This window comes from Bacillus sp. MN7755, assembly GCF_054771475.1.
In genome coordinates this window covers 122,989-140,136 of record NZ_BTRL01000026.1, presented here as the reverse complement: position 1 = coordinate 140,136, position 17,148 = coordinate 122,989, and the positions used below count along the sequence as shown (strand labels likewise).

Annotated in this window: 17 protein-coding genes and 1 tRNA gene; 6 read left to right on the top strand and 12 right to left on the bottom strand. The window is 36.1% G+C overall.

All coding sequences use genetic code 11. The features are described 5' to 3' along the window. Window positions 1-113 precede the first annotated feature (113 nt). Window positions 114-187 (bottom strand) — tRNA-Ile (locus tag ACYVEC_RS26100). A gap of 241 nt (window positions 188-428) precedes the next feature. Here ACYVEC_RS26100 and ACYVEC_RS26095 point away from each other — a divergent pair. The 3 genes from ACYVEC_RS26095 to ispG all read left to right on the top strand — a co-directional run bounded on the left by ACYVEC_RS26095 (window position 429) and on the right by ispG (window position 2,892). Beyond that, window positions 429-1,187, top strand: coding sequence for a DUF1189 domain-containing protein (locus ACYVEC_RS26095; protein WP_016086261.1), 759 nt, complete (start codon window positions 429-431; stop codon window positions 1,185-1,187). Window positions 1,188-1,258: 71 nt separating this feature from the next. Next, a complete protein-coding gene (locus ACYVEC_RS26090; protein WP_063222938.1) occupies window positions 1,259-1,624 on the top strand; it encodes a hypothetical protein in 366 nt (121 codons plus the stop codon). A 164-nt stretch (window positions 1,625-1,788) separates the two neighbouring features. Continuing rightward, entirely contained in the window at window positions 1,789-2,892 is a 1,104-nt protein-coding gene (gene ispG / locus ACYVEC_RS26085; RefSeq protein ID WP_140350543.1) for a flavodoxin-dependent (E)-4-hydroxy-3-methylbut-2-enyl-diphosphate synthase, read from the top strand. 79 nt (window positions 2,893-2,971) lie between these two features. Here the strand turns inward: ispG and ACYVEC_RS26080 are convergent, their stop codons facing one another. The 4 genes from ACYVEC_RS26080 to ACYVEC_RS26065 form a co-directional block, all read right to left on the bottom strand. Further along, a complete protein-coding gene (locus tag ACYVEC_RS26080) occupies window positions 2,972-3,385 on the bottom strand; it encodes a Fur family transcriptional regulator (protein WP_001054512.1) in 414 nt (137 codons plus the stop codon). A 13-nt stretch (window positions 3,386-3,398) separates the two neighbouring features. Further along, the gene (locus ACYVEC_RS26075; protein WP_000613823.1) at window positions 3,399-4,232 is read right to left on the bottom strand and encodes a metal ABC transporter permease; all 834 of its coding nucleotides are present in this window, start codon (window positions 4,230-4,232) and stop codon (window positions 3,399-3,401) included. Next, on the bottom strand, window positions 4,232-5,002 hold the full coding sequence (locus ACYVEC_RS26070) for a metal ABC transporter ATP-binding protein (RefSeq protein ID WP_063222937.1): 771 nt from the start codon (window positions 5,000-5,002) through the stop codon (window positions 4,232-4,234). The genes ACYVEC_RS26075 and ACYVEC_RS26070 overlap by 1 nt, the downstream gene beginning before the upstream one ends. Window positions 5,003-5,182: 180 nt before the next feature. Then, window positions 5,183-6,061 (bottom strand): YitT family protein, encoded by an 879-nt coding sequence (locus tag ACYVEC_RS26065; RefSeq protein ID WP_000435966.1) that lies wholly within the window; start codon window positions 6,059-6,061, stop codon window positions 5,183-5,185. Between the two features lie 149 nt (window positions 6,062-6,210). Between ACYVEC_RS26065 and ACYVEC_RS26060 the strand changes: the two genes are divergently transcribed. Further along, a complete protein-coding gene (locus ACYVEC_RS26060) occupies window positions 6,211-6,465 on the top strand; it encodes a DUF2624 domain-containing protein (RefSeq protein ID WP_063222936.1) in 255 nt (84 codons plus the stop codon). A 26-nt stretch (window positions 6,466-6,491) separates the two neighbouring features. Here ACYVEC_RS26060 and ACYVEC_RS26055 read toward each other — a convergent pair whose 3' ends face one another. Both ACYVEC_RS26055 and ACYVEC_RS26050 read right to left on the bottom strand, forming a co-directional pair. Next, window positions 6,492-7,388: a deoxyribonuclease IV gene (locus tag ACYVEC_RS26055; RefSeq protein WP_000912460.1), complete on the bottom strand. Its 897-nt coding sequence runs from the start codon at window positions 7,386-7,388 to the stop codon at window positions 6,492-6,494. 231 nt (window positions 7,389-7,619) lie between these two features. After that, a complete protein-coding gene (locus ACYVEC_RS26050; protein WP_060632293.1) occupies window positions 7,620-8,930 on the bottom strand; it encodes a DEAD/DEAH box helicase in 1,311 nt (436 codons plus the stop codon). A 180-nt stretch (window positions 8,931-9,110) separates the two neighbouring features. Between ACYVEC_RS26050 and vrrA the strand changes: the two genes are divergently transcribed. Together vrrA and ACYVEC_RS26040 are read left to right on the top strand one after the other, a co-directional pair. Continuing rightward, a complete protein-coding gene (gene vrrA / locus ACYVEC_RS26045) occupies window positions 9,111-9,881 on the top strand; it encodes a VrrA/YqfQ family protein (protein WP_063222935.1) in 771 nt (256 codons plus the stop codon). Window positions 9,882-9,970: 89 nt separating this feature from the next. Beyond that, window positions 9,971-10,921, top strand: coding sequence for a 4-hydroxy-3-methylbut-2-enyl diphosphate reductase (locus ACYVEC_RS26040; protein WP_063222934.1), 951 nt, complete (start codon window positions 9,971-9,973; stop codon window positions 10,919-10,921). Between the two features lie 40 nt (window positions 10,922-10,961). Here ACYVEC_RS26040 and ACYVEC_RS26035 read toward each other — a convergent pair whose 3' ends face one another. From ACYVEC_RS26035 to dnaG, 5 genes are all read right to left on the bottom strand, one after another. Then, complete coding sequence (locus tag ACYVEC_RS26035) at window positions 10,962-12,083, bottom strand: Nif3-like dinuclear metal center hexameric protein (protein ID WP_063222933.1); 1,122 nt, start codon at window positions 12,081-12,083, stop codon at window positions 10,962-10,964. After that, on the bottom strand, window positions 12,080-12,787 hold the full coding sequence (locus ACYVEC_RS26030) for a tRNA (adenine(22)-N(1))-methyltransferase (RefSeq protein WP_063222932.1): 708 nt from the start codon (window positions 12,785-12,787) through the stop codon (window positions 12,080-12,082). Before ACYVEC_RS26030 ends, ACYVEC_RS26035 begins: the two co-directional genes overlap by 4 nt. Before the next feature lie 165 nt (window positions 12,788-12,952). Next, window positions 12,953-13,309, bottom strand: coding sequence for a cytochrome c550 (cccA, locus tag ACYVEC_RS26025; protein WP_000828148.1), 357 nt, complete (start codon window positions 13,307-13,309; stop codon window positions 12,953-12,955). Between the two features lie 385 nt (window positions 13,310-13,694). Continuing rightward, on the bottom strand, window positions 13,695-14,822 hold the full coding sequence (gene rpoD, locus ACYVEC_RS26020) for an RNA polymerase sigma factor RpoD (RefSeq protein WP_000764060.1): 1,128 nt from the start codon (window positions 14,820-14,822) through the stop codon (window positions 13,695-13,697). 59 nt (window positions 14,823-14,881) lie between these two features. Then, window positions 14,882-16,678, bottom strand: a complete 1,797-nt coding sequence (gene dnaG, locus ACYVEC_RS26015; RefSeq protein ID WP_063222931.1) for a DNA primase — start codon at window positions 16,676-16,678, stop codon at window positions 14,882-14,884. Window positions 16,679-17,148: the final 470 nt, after the last annotated feature.

The following is a 17,148-nucleotide window of genomic DNA, read 5'->3' as shown; positions in this document are numbered from 1 at the left end:
TAAAGTAGCAAAATTCCCACTTCTTTTCAATTAAAATGCTCATATATTTCATAAAAAAAGCTCCCTTCTACAAGGAAGCTTCCTGCTGACATAATAAACATGTGAAATGGATATGGACCCTGTAGGACTCGAACCTACGACCGGACGGTTATGAGCCGTCTGCTCTAACCAGCTGAGCTAAGGGTCCACAATTATGTATGTAACAATACTTCAAATAAAGGAATTCCTATCGGATATATCCTTTAAGAAATGTAAGATAAATTTACCATATAGAAAAGAAAAGTGTCAATTGTATTTTTCTCATTTAAAAGAAGAAAATTAATAAAAGAAATTTAGTTATCTCCACTATATGTAAATATAATATATCTTGAGATTCCCTAGATTCCTACGTTACAATGATTTTATACATACATAAAGGAAGTGAATCTATGTCCATATTTACCCAATTAGCCAAAAGCGTATATTCGCCTAAAGATATGGCGCTATTCCGTTTTCAAAAAATCGGAAAAACCATTTTGTATATTATGCTACTTTGTCTAATCACTACTATCCCAAGAACATTCTTTTACGGTAGCTTTATCCAAGATAGTGTGACCATGGTAAATCAAGCAATTGAAAAAGATTTACCTGATTTTAAAATCGAAAATGGTGAACTAAAAGCTGATATTGAACAACCTATTCAAAAAGAAGAGGGAGATGCTCTTTTCGTATTTGATCCAAATACAACAGATATCGAAAAATATCAAAATAAAACTGGTTTATTTATTTTAAAAGATAAAGTAGTTTCTATAGGAAATGGTCAAACACAAACATACTCCTATAATGATTTATTAGGGACATCTCTTGAGAAAAAGGATTTGCAAGATTTCATTTCTGTATTCGATAGTATTTATCCAATTTTACTAGCCGTTATCGGCGTGTTAGTATACCTATTCCAATTGTTTATTACTTTCTTAGGAATTACTTTACTTGCGTTTATAGGTTCTGCTATGAGTGGTCAACGTAAATTATCTTATAAGCAAGTATGGACGTTAACTGCTTACAGCTACACAATTCCAACAATCTTCTTTATGATTATGGATTTATTCAAAATCGTTGTACCTGGTTCAACATTCATTTATATCGCAGTTGTTTTAATTGTTCTATACTTAACGATTAAAGAAGTTCCAAAACCGAAAGAAAAATAAGACCGAAAAAATGCCTAAATAGGCATTTTTTTTTTGGACAAGCATATATTCCTAGCAAAGGAGTGAAGAATATGAAGAGATTAGGTATATTCTTATTCGTGCTTGTTCTTGGTTATATATTTTATTACGATATAAAAATCGGCACTTTACCGATGTTAAGTTCATATAAAAAAACAAATGCAGCCCAAACGATAAAACAAGAAAATACAGATACAAAACAAAATAAAGAGAACAAAGCAGAAAAAGAAACAAATGTAACTTATAAAACAATTGAAGTCAAAACAGGTGAAACAGTTCTTTCTATAACCGAACAAATTAACAAGAAAAAAATCCCTTCTATTGAAAAGGTAATTGATGACTTTAAAGAACTAAACAAAAGTACATCTGCTACAAAAATACAAATTGGAAAGTCTTATAAATTCCCTTTATATCAATAAGCAATCACTTAATCCTTGTCAATTACATAAAGGCGCTGATACAATAGTAAAAGTGAAACCGAGCACTTCGGTTTCTGTAGCCCTGTATCACGTATACTATCATTGATATAAGGGACTAAATAAGAAACTTCTTTTATAAGGAGAGCGATCTATTCGTGAATGAAATGACTCATCGTACAAAAACACGTCCAGTTAAAGTCGGTAATTTAACAATTGGCGGTAATAATGAATTAATTATACAAAGTATGACAACAACAAAAACACATGATGTTGAAGCAACAGTTGCTGAAATTAAACGTTTAGAAGAAGCTGGCTGTCAAGTCGTGCGTGTTGCTGTTCCAGACGAACGCGCAGCAAATGCTATTGCTGATATTAAAAAACAAATCAACATTCCACTTGTTGCTGATATTCATTTTGATTATCGCCTTGCTTTAAAAGCAATTGAAGGCGGCATTGATAAAGTACGTATCAATCCAGGTAACATTGGTCGTCGCCATAAAGTAGAAGCTGTTGTAAATGCAGCAAAAGAACGCGGTATTCCAATCCGTATCGGTGTAAACGCAGGTTCATTAGAGCGTCACATTTTAGAAAAATACGGATACCCAACTGCAGATGGTATGGTTGAGAGCGCCTTACATCATATTAAAATTTTAGAGGACTTAGATTTCCACGATATTATCGTATCTATGAAAGCCTCTGATGTTAACTTAGCAATTGAAGCATACGAAAAAGCTGCACGTGCTTTTGATTATCCATTACATTTAGGTATTACAGAATCTGGAACTTTATTTGCTGGAACTGTAAAAAGTGCCGCTGGTCTTGGAGCAATCTTAAATAAGGGTATCGGAAATACATTACGTATTTCATTAAGTGCTGACCCAGTTGAAGAAGTAAAAGTTGCGCGTGAACTATTAAAGTCATTCGGCCTTGCATCTAATGCAGCAACACTTATTTCTTGTCCAACTTGTGGTCGTATTGAAATTGATTTAATTAGCATTGCCAACGAGGTGGAAGAATACATCTCTACACTGCAAGTACCAATTAAAGTTGCAGTACTTGGCTGCGCTGTAAATGGTCCTGGTGAAGCTCGTGAAGCTGATATCGGTATTGCTGGTGCACGCGGAGAAGGTCTATTATTCCGCAAAGGGCAAGTTGTTCGTAAAGTACCAGAAGAAATAATGGTAGAAGAACTGAAAAAAGAAATCGACGTAATTGCTGCTGAAATGGCTGCTGAACGAGAAAAAGAAAAAGAAGCACAAGAACAATAAAAAGAAGGTTGCTCACAATATTGGTGAGCAACCTTTTTTCTACGTAAAAAAGCTCGTCAGTTATATAACTGACGAGCTTTTACTTTGCACATTTTGGACAACGGCCGTATATTTCAAACTTATGACCTGTTACTTCATAACCGTTAAAATCTTTATTCATAAAATCCATCGGGCAGGAAGTGATTTCTTTCGTTCCCCCGCAATCTAAACAAATAAAATGATGATGATGTTCCATAATAGAGCATGTAAAACGAAAATGTTTCTCACCATTTAATTCTGTTTGTTCTAAAACACCAATTTCAGCAAACACCGTTAAGTTACGATAAATTGTATCAAAGCTAAGACCCGGATAATCATCCTTCATATGCTCTAAAACGTCTTTCGCCGTTAAATAACGATTGTGAGCTGCAAATAACCTGAGCATTTCTTCCCTTTTTCCAGTATGTTTGTATCCTTTATCTTTCATTAGGCGTAAAGCTTCTGTTAGATTCATATCTATCCCTACTTTATGCAGTTTTTTTCTTCTTCCATAAAATCGCACCAATTAAAATAAGAACTGCTATCATAACAATTGTACCACCTGGTGCTAGATCAAGTTGATACGAAGCAAACATTCCACCAATTACTGCAATTTCACCAAATAAAATGGAAAAGAAAATTGTTTGTTTAAATCCATTAGCAATACGAATACTCGCTGCAACTGGTAACGTCATTAATGATGATACGAGAAGAACCCCTACTACACGCATTGATACTGCAATAACAAGCGCAACCAATATAATGAAAATAAAGTGAATCCACTTTGCACTCAAACCGGTTGATACAGCGTATTCCTCATCAAACGATAGTAAAAATAACTCTTTGTATAATAGAGTAATCGTTACAATAACAACAATTGCTACAATGCCGATGATTATTAAATCCGTACTTGTTACAGCACTTACACTACCAAATAAATAACTAAATAAATCTGTGTTAAATCCATTTGCAAGTGAAATAAAAATAACACCAATCCCCATTCCTGCTGAAAGAATAATCGGAATTGCTAATTCTTGATAATGTTTATATACAGTACGTAATTTTTCAATAAGTAACGCCCCACCAATAGAAAAAATCATCCCCATATATAACGGATTTAAAAATCCCCCTGTGAAAATTGTTTTTTCTAGTAGTAAACTTGCAGCAATACCCGATAATGTCACGTGACTTAATGCATCTGCAATAAGTGACATACGGCGAATGACAACAAATACACCGATAAGCGGTGCAACAAGTCCTATTAAAATCCCTGCATATAAAGAGTTACGTAAAAAGTCATATTGTAAAAAATCTTGTATCATTATATCCTCCCGTGATGCTCATGCTCGTGTTCTAAACGATGAACATGATGTCCATATAAAACGGACATTTCTGCATCTTCTAACTCTCGGAACTTTTCTACATTTCCATGGAAATGTAGATGTTGGTTTAAGCATGCAACATGCGTTACTTTCTCGGTAACAGCTCCCATATCATGCGTAACGAGAATTAATGTGATTCCTAACCTTTTGTTTAAATCCTCTAATATCTCATAAAAACTTTCTACATTCTTCACATCGATACCAACAGTAGGCTCGTCCAAAATAAGTAATTCAGGATTACTAACGAGCGCACGAGCAATAAATACACGCTGTTGTTGTCCACCAGAAAGTTCTCCGATATTACGCCCCTGAAACTCACTCATCCCTACATCAGCAATCGCTTTTTCTACCTTTTCCTTATCGCTTTTCGTGAAAAAGCGAAACAGCCCTTTTTTGGAAACGAGTCCCATTGACACAACTTCAAAAACAGTTGCCGGAAAACCAGAATTAAAGCTATTTGCCTTTTGGGATACATAACCAACTTTGTTCCATTCTTTAAACTTCTTACTATCAACACCAAACAAACGAATACTTCCCTGTTTCGGCTTTAAAACGCCTAATAAACATTTTAACAAGGTTGATTTCCCAGAACCATTTGGCCCAACTAAACCTAAAAAAGCTCCCTTCGGAACTTGCAAATTAATATCTTCTAACACATTTCGATCTTCATATCGAAATGACAATCCTTCTATTTCTAATACATTATTCATAGCATCTCACCTATTTTAATTCAGAATGATTCCGATTTATATCTATTTGAATTATAGTACAGCTTATTATAGTTGTAAACCAATCTGCATAAAATATATCTATTTTTTCAAGAAACCTTACTATTATAACAAAAAGCAGAGAAAAATTCTCTGCTTTCGAAAAATATTACAATTAATCTTTTAGTGAATAGCCGATTTAAACTTACCACCATTTGTCTCTTGTGTACTCATAATCGTAACAAATGCATTCGCATCAATTTCATACACAATCGATTTTAACTTTGTCACTTCCAGACGCGTTACAACGGCATATATAACTTCTTTTTCTTTATCCGTGTAACCACCTTTCGCTACAAGCTTTGTAGTTCCACGGCCAAGACGATGTAAAATCGCATTTGATACTTCCTCATATTGATCTGATACAATTAAAACTGCTTTCGTTTCATCTAAACCTTGAATGACTGTATCAATTGTTTTGAATGCGATATAGTACGTCATAACAGAATACATAGCTTGTTCAACACCAAATACAAATGCTGCCCACGCAAAAATGAATAAGTTCACAAACATTACAAATTCGCCAACGGAGAAAGGTAATTTCTTCGTTAATAAAATACCCATAATTTCTGTTCCGTCCATTGATCCACCGTGACGAATAACGAGCCCTACACCAAGACCTAAAATAAGACCACCAAACACTGTCGCTAAAATTGGCTCTGTTGTAAATGGCGGAACAGCATGTAAAGTTGATTCAATAAACGCTAAAGCTACAATACCGAACGCCGAAGATAGCATGAACGTTTTTCCGATTTGCTTATAACCTGAATACATAAAGGGGATATTGAGAATAACGACTAAAGTAGAAAAACTTAACCACCAAATATTAGGAGTAAGATAATCTAATATAAGAGAAATACCAATAATTCCACCATCAATAATTTTATTTGGCATTAAAAATAGTTCAATTGCTACCGCCGCGCATGCTGCCCCGAAAATAATCATAACTAAACGATACATAAGATGGATAACACTTTCTTTTCGATGTTGCTTTTGCTCCATAAGTCCTCCCTATAATCTTTTTCTATAGTTTTGTCCTTTTATTATAACATACGCTTCTTTTTCTCATGAAAAAAGAAACTCTATACGAATATGTACAAGCTACGTACTCATATATTTCGATAGAAGAACGTGTGAAGGAGGATAACTCAATGAACCTCATTAAACAACTTGTAAATAAAAAATTAAATCATATTTCTACAAAAGAGTTATTGAAATATAGTAAAGAATATGAAGTTTCCATTACGACTGCACAAGCTGATCAAATTGTTGTACTTATGAAAGGAAAGAATATTAATATTTACGATAATGACGAACGACTAGAGCTCTTAAAACAAATTGCAAAAGTAACCTCCCCTGCTACTGCCCAACAAGTAAATACTTTATTTCAGCAACTACTAAAATAAGGAGGGGAAAATCCCCTCCTTATTGCTTATTGCGCTTTAATTTTCTCAAGAAGCCCTTCATCAAAAGTACCATTTTTCAGCATTTCGATTTCTAATTTATATGGCGGCTTCTTATCTTTTTTATCCTCACCTACATATGGCGTTTCAAGAATTTTCGGTACGTGCATTAACTGCGGATGATGCACAATATGATGCAACGCTTTATAACCGATATGACCAAAACCGATATTTTCATGACGGTCCTTTCCTGCGCCGCGTACATTTTTACTATCATTAATATGCAGTACTTGCAAACGATCAATACCGACAATCTTATCAAATTCGTTTAATACACCGTCAAAGTCATTTACAATGTCATATCCTGCATCGTGCGTATGACACGTATCAAAGCATACAGATAGCTTCTCATTATATTTCACACCATCAATAATCTTTGCAATTTCTTCAAAGCTACGACCGCATTCTGTTCCTTTTCCTGCCATCGTTTCTAACGCAATATTAACCGTCTGCTCTGGCGTTAATACTTCATTAAGCCCTTTAATAATTTGTTGAATACCAGCATCCGCTCCTGCACCAACGTGCGCACCTGGGTGAAGCACGATTTGTTTCGCCACACCTAATGCCGATGTTCTTTCAATTTCCATGCGAAGGAAGTCCACACCTAATTGGAAGGTTTCTGGCTTCGTCGTATTCCCGACATTAATAATATATGGCGCATGTACGATAATTTCCTCAATGCCGTTTAGTTCCATATGTTTTCTTCCTGCTTCTATATTCAATTCTTCAATTGGTTTTCTTCTTGTATTTTGCGGTGCACCTGTATAAATCATAAACGTCGTTGCACCGTATGAAACAGCCTCTTCACTTGCTGCTAATAACATTTTCTTACCACTCATAGAAACATGAGATCCAATCTTTAACATACAATCACCTCTTCAATATACAATAGATATAATGATAGCATAATTTGTAGAAATATGTAGTGAATTGTTTGTTCACAAAAAATGCACTACACAAATCCATATGACTATTTAAACAGACTATACTCTTCATTTAAATTAGCTGGATTAAGTGAAACTGTAATCAATATTTTCTATCCATATTGATTACGACTCTCGCAAATAGCTGGGTAAAAAAAAGATAAGGGAAATCCCTTATCTTTTTTTATTGCTATATTTTTTCTTCACTTTGTCACGTTCCGTTGCAAGTTTACGTTTATAGTTTGGTTTTACTTTTTTCGGCTTTTTAATAACTTTTGTTGCCATAACGTCAAGTTCATCATTTGGTTTTTTACGGCTCTTACGACGACGACGCTCACCTAAATCCGCCCACTCATCTCCGCGTAAATCTACATGCTTAAACTCAATATTACGTTGCTTTTCTAAACTATCTAACGCTTCTTCGTTTGCCGGATCATAAATTGTCACTGCAATACCTGAATGGCCTGCACGTGCTGTTCTTCCAACGCGGTGAACGAAGAAATCTAAATCTGATGGAAGTTCGTAGTTAATAACATGACTAATTCCTTCAATATCAATACCACGTGCTGCTAAATCAGTTGCAACGATATATTGGAATTCTAGATCACGAATTTGTTTCATCATTTTTTTACGATCACGCGGTGATAAATCTCCGTGAATTCGTCCAACTTTTAGACCACGTTCCATTAATCCGTCAGCAACCTGATCCGCCATCTTCTTCGTATTCGTGAAAACAACTGCTAAATACGGTTTAAATTGTAGCAACATTTTATTCACTAAATCGATTTTGTTACGATGTTTAGAAGGTACTAAATAATGCTCAATATTTCCAGCTGCAACTTGTTTTGGATTGATATGAATATGCTCTGGATTCTCCATATATTTCTTCAGAAACGGTTTTAGTTTTTGAGGAATTGTTGCAGAGAAAACTAGCATTTGCAAGTTTTTAGGCATGCGTGCTGCAATTTTGTCTACATCATGAATGAATCCCATATCAAGCATTAAGTCTGCTTCATCGACAATAATAGTATTTGCTTTATGAACAAATAGCGCTTGTGCTTCTACTAAGTCTTTAATACGTCCTGGTGTTCCAACTACAATATGAGGTTGTTTTTTCAACTTTTCAATTGATCGTTGTTTATCAGTTCCACCAATTAAACAACGTGCTGTAATTATTTGATCTTCCGCACAGAACTTTGTTAATTTCACGATTTCTTCGTAAATTTGTTGTGCTAACTCACGAGTAGGCGCTGTAATAACAAGTTGTACTTCTTCACGACTTGGGTTAATTCTGTTTAATGTAGGAAGTAAGTATGCATGTGTTTTCCCAGAACCTGTTTGGGATTGTCCAATTACACTTACACCTTTTTTCACGACCGGGAAAATTTTCTGTTGAATTCCTGTCGGCTCTGTAAAGCGTAGTTCACGAACTGCATCTATTAAAAATGGTTTAAAATCATACTGTGTAAAAGTTTGTTGTGTCATAAGTTACACCTTCTTTCTAAATTTCTACTGCGCGCACAAATCAGTCAAGTCTACATTATATCGAAATCTACAAGTAAAATCCATCTTTAGTTTAGGTTTTTACTTCAAAAACTAACCTTCTTCCCTCTTATTGCATATTGTATGTGTATATACCTAACTGAAGAAAGGAGGATTTCTCACATGTTTCCAAAATCTCCCGCAAGGCAAATGTATCCGAATCCAGGCCAACAACTTTATACACCATATCCAATTCCACAACTACCACCGATGGCACAAAAAAAGAAAGGGTTCCTTGCTAAACTCTTTAAAAAACACGATCCAACCGAACCTTTCATGCAAATGGTTCCGCCTTATCGACAAATAGAAGGGCAGACACCAATGATGCACCAACACCAGCAACCGCCACCCCAATATCAACAGCAATACCCACAGCAATATCAACAACAATACCCACAGCGATATCAACAACAATACCAACAGCAATATCAACAGCAATATCAACCATACATGCAGCAGCATCCCGAGCAAATGATCCCCCCTCAAATGTATGAATCAAATGAAACGCGCGGCGGTGCAGCAACTACAGCAGCATCAAGCAGCGGTATCGGCAGTTTTTTTGCAAATTTAATTTCGAATCCAACTAATATGATAAACAATATCGAAAAAGTATCCCAAGTCGTTCAATCTGTAAGTCCTGTCGTCGAACAGTACGGTCCCATTATGCGTAACCTCCCAAGCATTGTTAAAATCCTCACCTCTGGAAAAAGTACGGAAGAAGATCCAGCCGAAGATCAAACTGAAGATTTAACAGAAAAGGTTGAGGTAGCAACTCCACCTCCTCCACAAAAAAAAAGAAAAAGAAAAAAAATAGCGATTGAGCCAGCCATAGAAAAAGAAGTACGAGAGGAGCCCGTTCAAAAAATAGCAACAAAACCAAAACTGTATGTGTAACAATCCTTTGTTTTCTATCCACTCCTCCTTTATAATGTAAAAGACTATGCACAAAAGTATCCCTTGTTTAGAAGGAGAGGATTACTCATATGAAAATTGTTAAAATTTCCCCTCGTGGTTATTGCTACGGTGTTGTGGATGCGATGGTTATTGCACGTAACGCCGCATTAGATACAACATTACCAAGACCTATTTATATTTTAGGTATGATTGTTCACAACAAACATGTAACAGATGCATTCGAAGACGACGGTATCATTACATTAGACGGTCCAAGTCGATTAGAAATTTTAGATAAAATCGATTCTGGTACTGTTATTTTCACTGCACACGGTGTTTCTCCAGAAGTTAAACAACGTGCAAAAGAAAAAGGTTTAACAACAATCGATGCCACTTGCCCAGATGTTACAAAAACACATGACCTTATTGAAGCAAAGAAAGCTGAAGGTTACCATGTCATTTATATCGGCAAAAAAAATCATCCAGAACCAGAAGGCGCAGTTGGTATTGCACCTGACATCGTTCATCTTATCGAAAGAGCTGATGATTTAAAAACATTAGAAATTCCAACGGATAAAATTTTAGTTACAAATCAAACAACGATGAGCCAATGGGATGTTCAACATTTAATGGAGGACATTCAGAAGAAATTCCCAACAGCAGAATTCCATAAGGAAATTTGTTTAGCAACTCAAGTTCGCCAAGAAGCCGTTGCTAAACAAGCTGATGTTGCAGACTTAACAATTGTTGTTGGTGATCCGAAAAGTAACAATTCAAACCGTTTAGCACAAGTATCACAAGAAATCGCTGGTACGAAAGCATACCGCGTTGCAGACGTAAGTGAAATCAAATTAGAATGGCTACAAGGTGTAGAAAACGTAGCTGTTACAGCAGGTGCTTCTACTCCAACGCCAATTACGAAAGAAGTTATCGCTTTCTTAGATCAATATGACCCAATGAATCCCGCTACATGGGAAAGAGTTCGAAAAGTACCGTTACAAAAAATATTACCTCGTGTAAAAGTGAAAAAAGAACAATAATAAAAACCGTTGCCTATATGAGCAACGGTTTTTATTTTTCTTATACAAATGTAAATGGATCTGTATGTAACTGCGAAGCATGAATGTGTACGTTGAGTTTCTTTGCATCCACTTTTTCTTGCAATTGCTTTTGCACACCTTGCTTCATTACTTTTTCAACGTTATGTCCTGGGTCAACTATGTTTAAACCGAGCATCATCGCATCATGAGCAACATGATAATACATGTCACCTGTTACATATACATCCGCTCCTTTAAATTTAGCTTGATTGATGTATTTGTTACCATCGCCACCAAGTACAGCTACTTTGCGCACTTTATCATCTAATTTCCCAACAACTCGTGCACCCTTTACGTCTAATGATTGCTTTACATGTTCTGCAAACTGTCCGAGTGTCATTTCTTCTTGTAAATAGCCTATTTTTCCAAGCCCTAACGTTTCACCTTTATTATCAAGTGGATACACATCATATGCTACTTCTTCATATGGATGTGCCGTTACCATTGCTTTAGTCACTTTTCGCTGTAATGAAGCTGGAATAATCGTTTCGATTCGCACTTCTTCTACGCGTTCTAACTGCCCAGTTTCCCCGATATAAGGATTTGTTCCCTCTTGAGGTACAAACGTACCTGTACCCTCGCTATTAAACGTACAGTGGCTATAATTGCCGATATGACCAGCACCTGCGTCTCCTAATGCTTTTCGTACTTCTTCCGCGTGAGTTACTGGCACAAACACAACAATTTTTTTCATTTCTTCTGCGTATGTCGGTGCCAAAACTTCTGTATTTTGCAATCCTAACGCCTCAGCAAGTAAATCATTTACTCCGCCCTTAGCAACATCCACATTCGTATGCGCTGCATAAATGGCAATATCATTTTTAATACACTTTTCAATAATTTTCCCATACGCCTTATCTGTATGAATCGCTTTTAGCGGGTTAAAAATTAAAGGGTGATGTGCAATAATGACATTCGCTCCTAATTGAATTGCTTCATCTACAACTTCCTCCGTTACATCTAACGCAATCAATACGTGCTGTACAGGTTTGTTAAGCGCTCCAATCTGCAGACCAATCTTATCTCCTTCCATCGCCAAATGCTTCGGATACATACTTTCAAATACAGAAATAATTTCATGGCCGTTTGGAATTTTACTCATGATAAAACCTCCCCTATCATTTTCATTTTCGCCTCTACTTCCTCACGCTTCACCTTTGTTTCTTCAGAATCAGCCGCACGTTCTAACTGCTTTAAAATATTTTGGAAGTTTTTCAATTCTCCTTCCCATTTTTCAACGAAAGCTTCACTTTTTTCTTTTACTAAAAATGGTCCCATAAACAATTCAGCTTGTTTATTCTCAGAATAAGGCACCGCAGTGTTTCCTCGCTCCCCTACTAGAATTTCGTAAATTTTCCCATCTTCTTTTACGATTTTTTCATGGATAAGCTCCCATCCATTCTCAATAAACCATTCACGAATGTGATGCGCTGCAATATTCGGCTGTAAAATTAAACGCGATACACCTTCTAATTTTTCTTTACCACTTTCTAAAATGTCACGAATTAACGCTCCGCCCATTCCGGCAACTGTAATTACATCTACTTCTCCTGGCGCGATAACAGCTAATCCATTCCCTTTACGCACATCTACTTTATCTTGTAAGCCACTTTCAGCTACAGTTGCTTGTGCAGAACGAAATGGCCCATCTACAACCTCTCCAGCAACTGCTTTAGTAGCAATATTATTTATAATTGTATAACACGGTAAATACGCATGATCCGATCCAATATCAGCAACTGTAGATCCTACTGGTATCTCACGCACAACTTCTTCTAATCGTTTTGAAAGCTTTACTTCATTCATGTATTTCCATTACTCCTTCTCTTGTCAGTCTGTCTCCATGATAATGAATTTATAGTAGTTGTTGCAAGCCCATAGCAACAATTCCATTCTCTATAACTCATCGTATTTTAGAAAATATAGAAAAACAAGCCCTTTGCATAAGCAAAAGGCTTGTAACACAAAACTTTATTTTTTCTTCGATAACCAATCAGCTACTTTAGCGGCTTGATCAGCTGGAACTAAATTTGGCGGCATATTTCCTTTTCCTTTCGAAATAACTTCTTGAATCTCTTCTTTCGAAAGTTTCCCACCAATTTTTTGTAAATTAGGTCCTACTGCCCCTTGTAACTGATCGCCGTGGCAGCTCGTACAGCTTTGCTTTACAATATCCTCTGGCTTTGATGCTGTTTGTGCTGGCTTCCCGCCATTTTTTGCATCAGCTAACTCTTTAGATTTATTTAGCCCCTGAAATGAAAATACAAACATAACGATAATACCTAATGCTGCAATAAGAGCGAACGGAATCAGCGGATTACGTTTCATATCTCTTCTCCCCCCTCTATACCCCTAAATAGTTAGATGATTCAGTCATTTCCATTGTACTTGAAAACACTCTATCAGAAAAGAGTAAACTACTACTTGTTAAAAATATTCCATAAATTCAGTTTATTGCTTTTTATTGTTATATCACTTATTATTTCGATAATTATTAACGTTTCTCATCATATTTTTCACTTTTCTACATATATTTTTGTATAGAATAAACAAAATTAATCGAAAAATCGAAAAATGAGCATTTGCAAATCAAAAGACAATTCTGTAAAATAAATTACAAGAAATTGTAATCGTTGCCGACAGATAAAGTTTAACAAAAATTAACAAAACAAAAAAGTTTACTTCACAAAGGTGAAGTAAACTTAAAGGTAGCCTATTCTAAGAAATCCTTAAGACGCTTACTACGGCTTGGATGTCTTAGTTTACGAAGTGCTTTTGCTTCAATTTGACGGATACGTTCTCTTGTTACGCCGAATACTTTCCCAACTTCTTCAAGCGTACGAGTTCGTCCATCATCTAAACCAAAACGAAGACGTAGAACATTTTCTTCACGATCTGTTAGTGTATCTAACACATCTTCTAATTGTTCTTTTAGCAATTCATACGCTGCATGGTCCGCAGGCGATGTTGCTTCTTGGTCTTCAATAAAATCACCTAAATGGGAGTCATCTTCTTCACCAATCGGTGTTTCAAGGGAAACTGGCTCCTGTGCAATTTTTAAGATTTCACGTACTTTTTCTGGAGCAAGATCCATTTCTTCACCAATCTCTTCAGGAGATGGTTCACGTCCTAAATCTTGTAATAACTGACGTTGTACACGAATTAACTTATTAATTGTTTCAACCATATGAACTGGGATACGAATTGTTCTTGCTTGGTCTGCAATCGCACGTGTAATTGCTTGGCGAATCCACCAAGTTGCATACGTACTAAATTTGAAACCTTTACGATAATCGAACTTTTCAACCGCTTTAATTAGACCCATATTCCCTTCTTGGATTAAGTCTAAGAAAAGCATACCACGGCCCACGTAGCGCTTTGCAATACTTACTACAAGACGTAAGTTTGCTTCTGCAAGACGACGCTTCGCTTCTTCATCGCCTTCTTCAATACGCGTTGCAAGTCGAATTTCTTCTTCTGCAGATAGTAAATCTACACGACCAATTTCTTTTAAATACATACGAACAGGATCGTTGATTTTAACCCCAGGTGGTACACTTAAATCATTGAGGTCGAATTCTTCTTCCGATTTTGCTATTTGGCGATTATTAGGGCCTTCGTCGTTGTCATTGTCGCCAACTAAGTCAATCCCTTGTTCACCTAAATATTCATAGTATTCATCCATTTGATCGGATTCAATTTCAAATCCATTCATGCGTTCTGCAATCTCTTCATATGTAAGAACGCCACGTTTTTTTCCGAGCTCAGTGAGTTGTTCTTTCACCTGCTCAAGGGTCATTTCAGTTTCAATTTGTTTAGAACGAGCTGGTTTATCAGCCATCTGTTCCCCTCCTTACGCGAGATACAAACATTCATTATACTAAAAACTTCTCAAAAAAGCTATTTTCTCGCTTTTTGATTTTGTAAATATGCTACATAATATTTAGCAGCCTCTACAGGATCCGTTTTTTCCATCTGTTTTACCTTAAAGATGATTTCCATCTTTTCAAGTTTTTCTTGATGACGTCTAAGCGTCTCCAAATGGCCTTCTAGCACTTCTTCTGTGTATTCTGGATTAATAAATTCATCCGTCGAAATATCAGTGATAATATTTTTCAACTTTTCATCAGAGAGCCAACTTAAAAATGTTCCGACTGAAGGTTCATTTCCCTTTTCATAATATGCGTATAGTTCATATAAAATCCCTTTATGTTCTTCTGTATGAAAATCTTCTATGTGGGATTCCATACGAACAGCCACTTCTGGACTTTGCAACATATGGTAAATAATTTCTCTTTCTGCCCTTTCAAAACCTGTTAACTTCGGTTTTGTTTGAACAATTTGAGACGGCTTAGAAACCTGCTTTACTTGTTTTTGCTGTACCTTTTGTTCTTTGCGATATTGGTGCAATTGATTCAAAAGTGTTTCCATTGAATACGAAAATTCTTGCGATAATGACTTCAAATATGATTCTGCCTGCATCGCATCCTGTAACAACGATAACTCTTTTAAAACACTTTTCACATACTCTTCTTTGCCAGACTCATCTTGCAAATTTTTCCCTAAACGCAAATAATTTATTTTAAAACCAACAAAACTTATACTTGATTTCACAAGATTTTCAAAAGCAGTTGTCCCATATTGTTGCACATATTCATCAGGATCAAGCTTATCTGGCAAGGATGTAACTTTCACTTGGCAACCAACTTGCAACAATAATTGCCCTGCTTTCATCGTCGCTTCTCGCCCTGCTTTATCACCATCATAGCAAAGAACAACAGTTTCAACGTTACGTCGCAGAAGTTTTGCTTGTTCTTCAGTTAAAGCTGTTCCCATTGTCGCAACAGCTTCTTCCACACCACTTTTTACCGCAGCTAGTACGTCAGCATATCCTTCCAAAAGGACCACTTGCCCACGTTTTCTAATAAACGGCCTCGCTTGGTGGAAGTTATACAACAATTTACTTTTGTGAAAAATCGGTGTTTCAGGGCTATTTAAATATTTCGGAGTGTCATCTCCTAATGCCCTTCCACTAAATGCTATCACTTTACCTTGCAACGTATAGATTGGAAACATGACCCTTCCACGGAAGCGATCATAATGACTACCATCCTTCTCGCTTCTTATGAGAAGACCAGCTTGTTCCATACTAGACAGCGATAAACCTCTTTTTTGCAAAATTTTTGTTGCTGCATCCCAAGCAGGTGACGCATAACCAATTTCAAACTTCTCAATCATCTCTTTTGTAATACCACGTTTTAACAAATACGAAAGTGCTTCGTTTCCTTCTTCTGTATTTACTAATAAATGATGATAATACTTTTTCAAAAGTTCATGAGCTTGTTGCATGATGACAGTGTCATCAGATATGTCTTCTTGTTGTCCTTGCCCTGATGTATACTCTGCAACCGCAATTCCATTTCTTTCACCTAGCTTTTGAACAGCCTCGGTAAAAGCCAGTCCTTCCATTTTCATTAGAAAGGAAAATACATTTCCACCTTCTCCACATCCGAAGCAATGAAAAATTTGCTTATCAGATGAAACAGAGAATGAAGGAGAATTCTCACCATGAAATGGACAAAGGCCGAAATAGTTACGCCCCTGTTTTCTAAGTTGAACGTATTCACCAATCACTTCTACTATGTCGGATGACGCCCGAATCTGTTCAACAACTTCTTCGGGAATTCTGTTCCCCATAACTCCATCTCCGTGTCGTATTTTGTATTCGATATAAATTAAAAAATTCCTTTATAATTCGACAATATTTTTTCTAAACTTATTAGAAAGTGTTGTCGATTACGTTATCAAACGATTTTGCAGACCCTTTTCTGCGTAACTTCGCAGACACGTACCTACTATATAAAATTGTATCCATTTACTCATCTGTTACAAATGTACCTCCTGGAGACAATACATATGCACTTTTTTACAAGAAGACTAGCAAGTATCATATCCTATGTGATCACGAGATCTGTTTCTTTTGCATGTTGATACATATAAAGAAATCAACTTTAGCTCATTCAGCATCTACATAGATCCAATTTCCCTTGCTGTTTCCTTAAACGATGAGCATACGATGTGACAAACAAAATTTCGACATGAAATTTCGTTCCAACTTGCACAATTTTCAGCCTTCACAGGATATGCATCTGCATCAACTAATACCA

Excerpts from the sequence above, each read along its gene's own strand:
- ACYVEC_RS26055 (WP_000912460.1), bottom strand. The coding sequence starts at position 7,388 with ATGTTAAAGATTGGATCTCATGTTTCTATGAGTGGTAAGAAAATGTTA.
- ACYVEC_RS26050 (WP_060632293.1), bottom strand. The coding sequence starts at position 8,930 with ATGACACAACAAACTTTTACACAGTATGATTTTAAACCATTTTTAATA.
- ACYVEC_RS26060 (WP_063222936.1), top strand. The coding sequence starts at position 6,211 with ATGAACCTCATTAAACAACTTGTAAATAAAAAATTAAATCATATTTCT.
- ACYVEC_RS26080 (WP_001054512.1), bottom strand. The coding sequence starts at position 3,385 with ATGAATCTAACAGAAGCTTTACGCCTAATGAAAGATAAAGGATACAAA.
- ACYVEC_RS26040 (WP_063222934.1), top strand. The coding sequence starts at position 9,971 with ATGAAAATTGTTAAAATTTCCCCTCGTGGTTATTGCTACGGTGTTGTG.
- cccA (WP_000828148.1), bottom strand. The coding sequence starts at position 13,309 with ATGAAACGTAATCCGCTGATTCCGTTCGCTCTTATTGCAGCATTAGGT.
- ACYVEC_RS26030 (WP_063222932.1), bottom strand. The coding sequence starts at position 12,787 with ATGAATGAAGTAAAGCTTTCAAAACGATTAGAAGAAGTTGTGCGTGAG.
- rpoD (WP_000764060.1), bottom strand. The coding sequence starts at position 14,822 with ATGGCTGATAAACCAGCTCGTTCTAAACAAATTGAAACTGAAATGACC.
- vrrA (WP_063222935.1), top strand. The coding sequence starts at position 9,111 with ATGTTTCCAAAATCTCCCGCAAGGCAAATGTATCCGAATCCAGGCCAA.
- ispG (WP_140350543.1), top strand. The coding sequence starts at position 1,789 with ATGACTCATCGTACAAAAACACGTCCAGTTAAAGTCGGTAATTTAACA.
- dnaG (WP_063222931.1), bottom strand. The coding sequence starts at position 16,678 with ATGGGGAACAGAATTCCCGAAGAAGTTGTTGAACAGATTCGGGCGTCA.
- ACYVEC_RS26090 (WP_063222938.1), top strand. The coding sequence starts at position 1,259 with ATGAAGAGATTAGGTATATTCTTATTCGTGCTTGTTCTTGGTTATATA.
- ACYVEC_RS26065 (WP_000435966.1), bottom strand. The coding sequence starts at position 6,061 with ATGGAGCAAAAGCAACATCGAAAAGAAAGTGTTATCCATCTTATGTAT.
- ACYVEC_RS26035 (WP_063222933.1), bottom strand. The coding sequence starts at position 12,083 with ATGAGTAAAATTCCAAACGGCCATGAAATTATTTCTGTATTTGAAAGT.
- ACYVEC_RS26070 (WP_063222937.1), bottom strand. The coding sequence starts at position 5,002 with ATGAATAATGTATTAGAAATAGAAGGATTGTCATTTCGATATGAAGAT.
- ACYVEC_RS26095 (WP_016086261.1), top strand. The coding sequence starts at position 429 with ATGTCCATATTTACCCAATTAGCCAAAAGCGTATATTCGCCTAAAGAT.
- ACYVEC_RS26075 (WP_000613823.1), bottom strand. The coding sequence starts at position 4,232 with ATGATACAAGATTTTTTACAATATGACTTTTTACGTAACTCTTTATAT.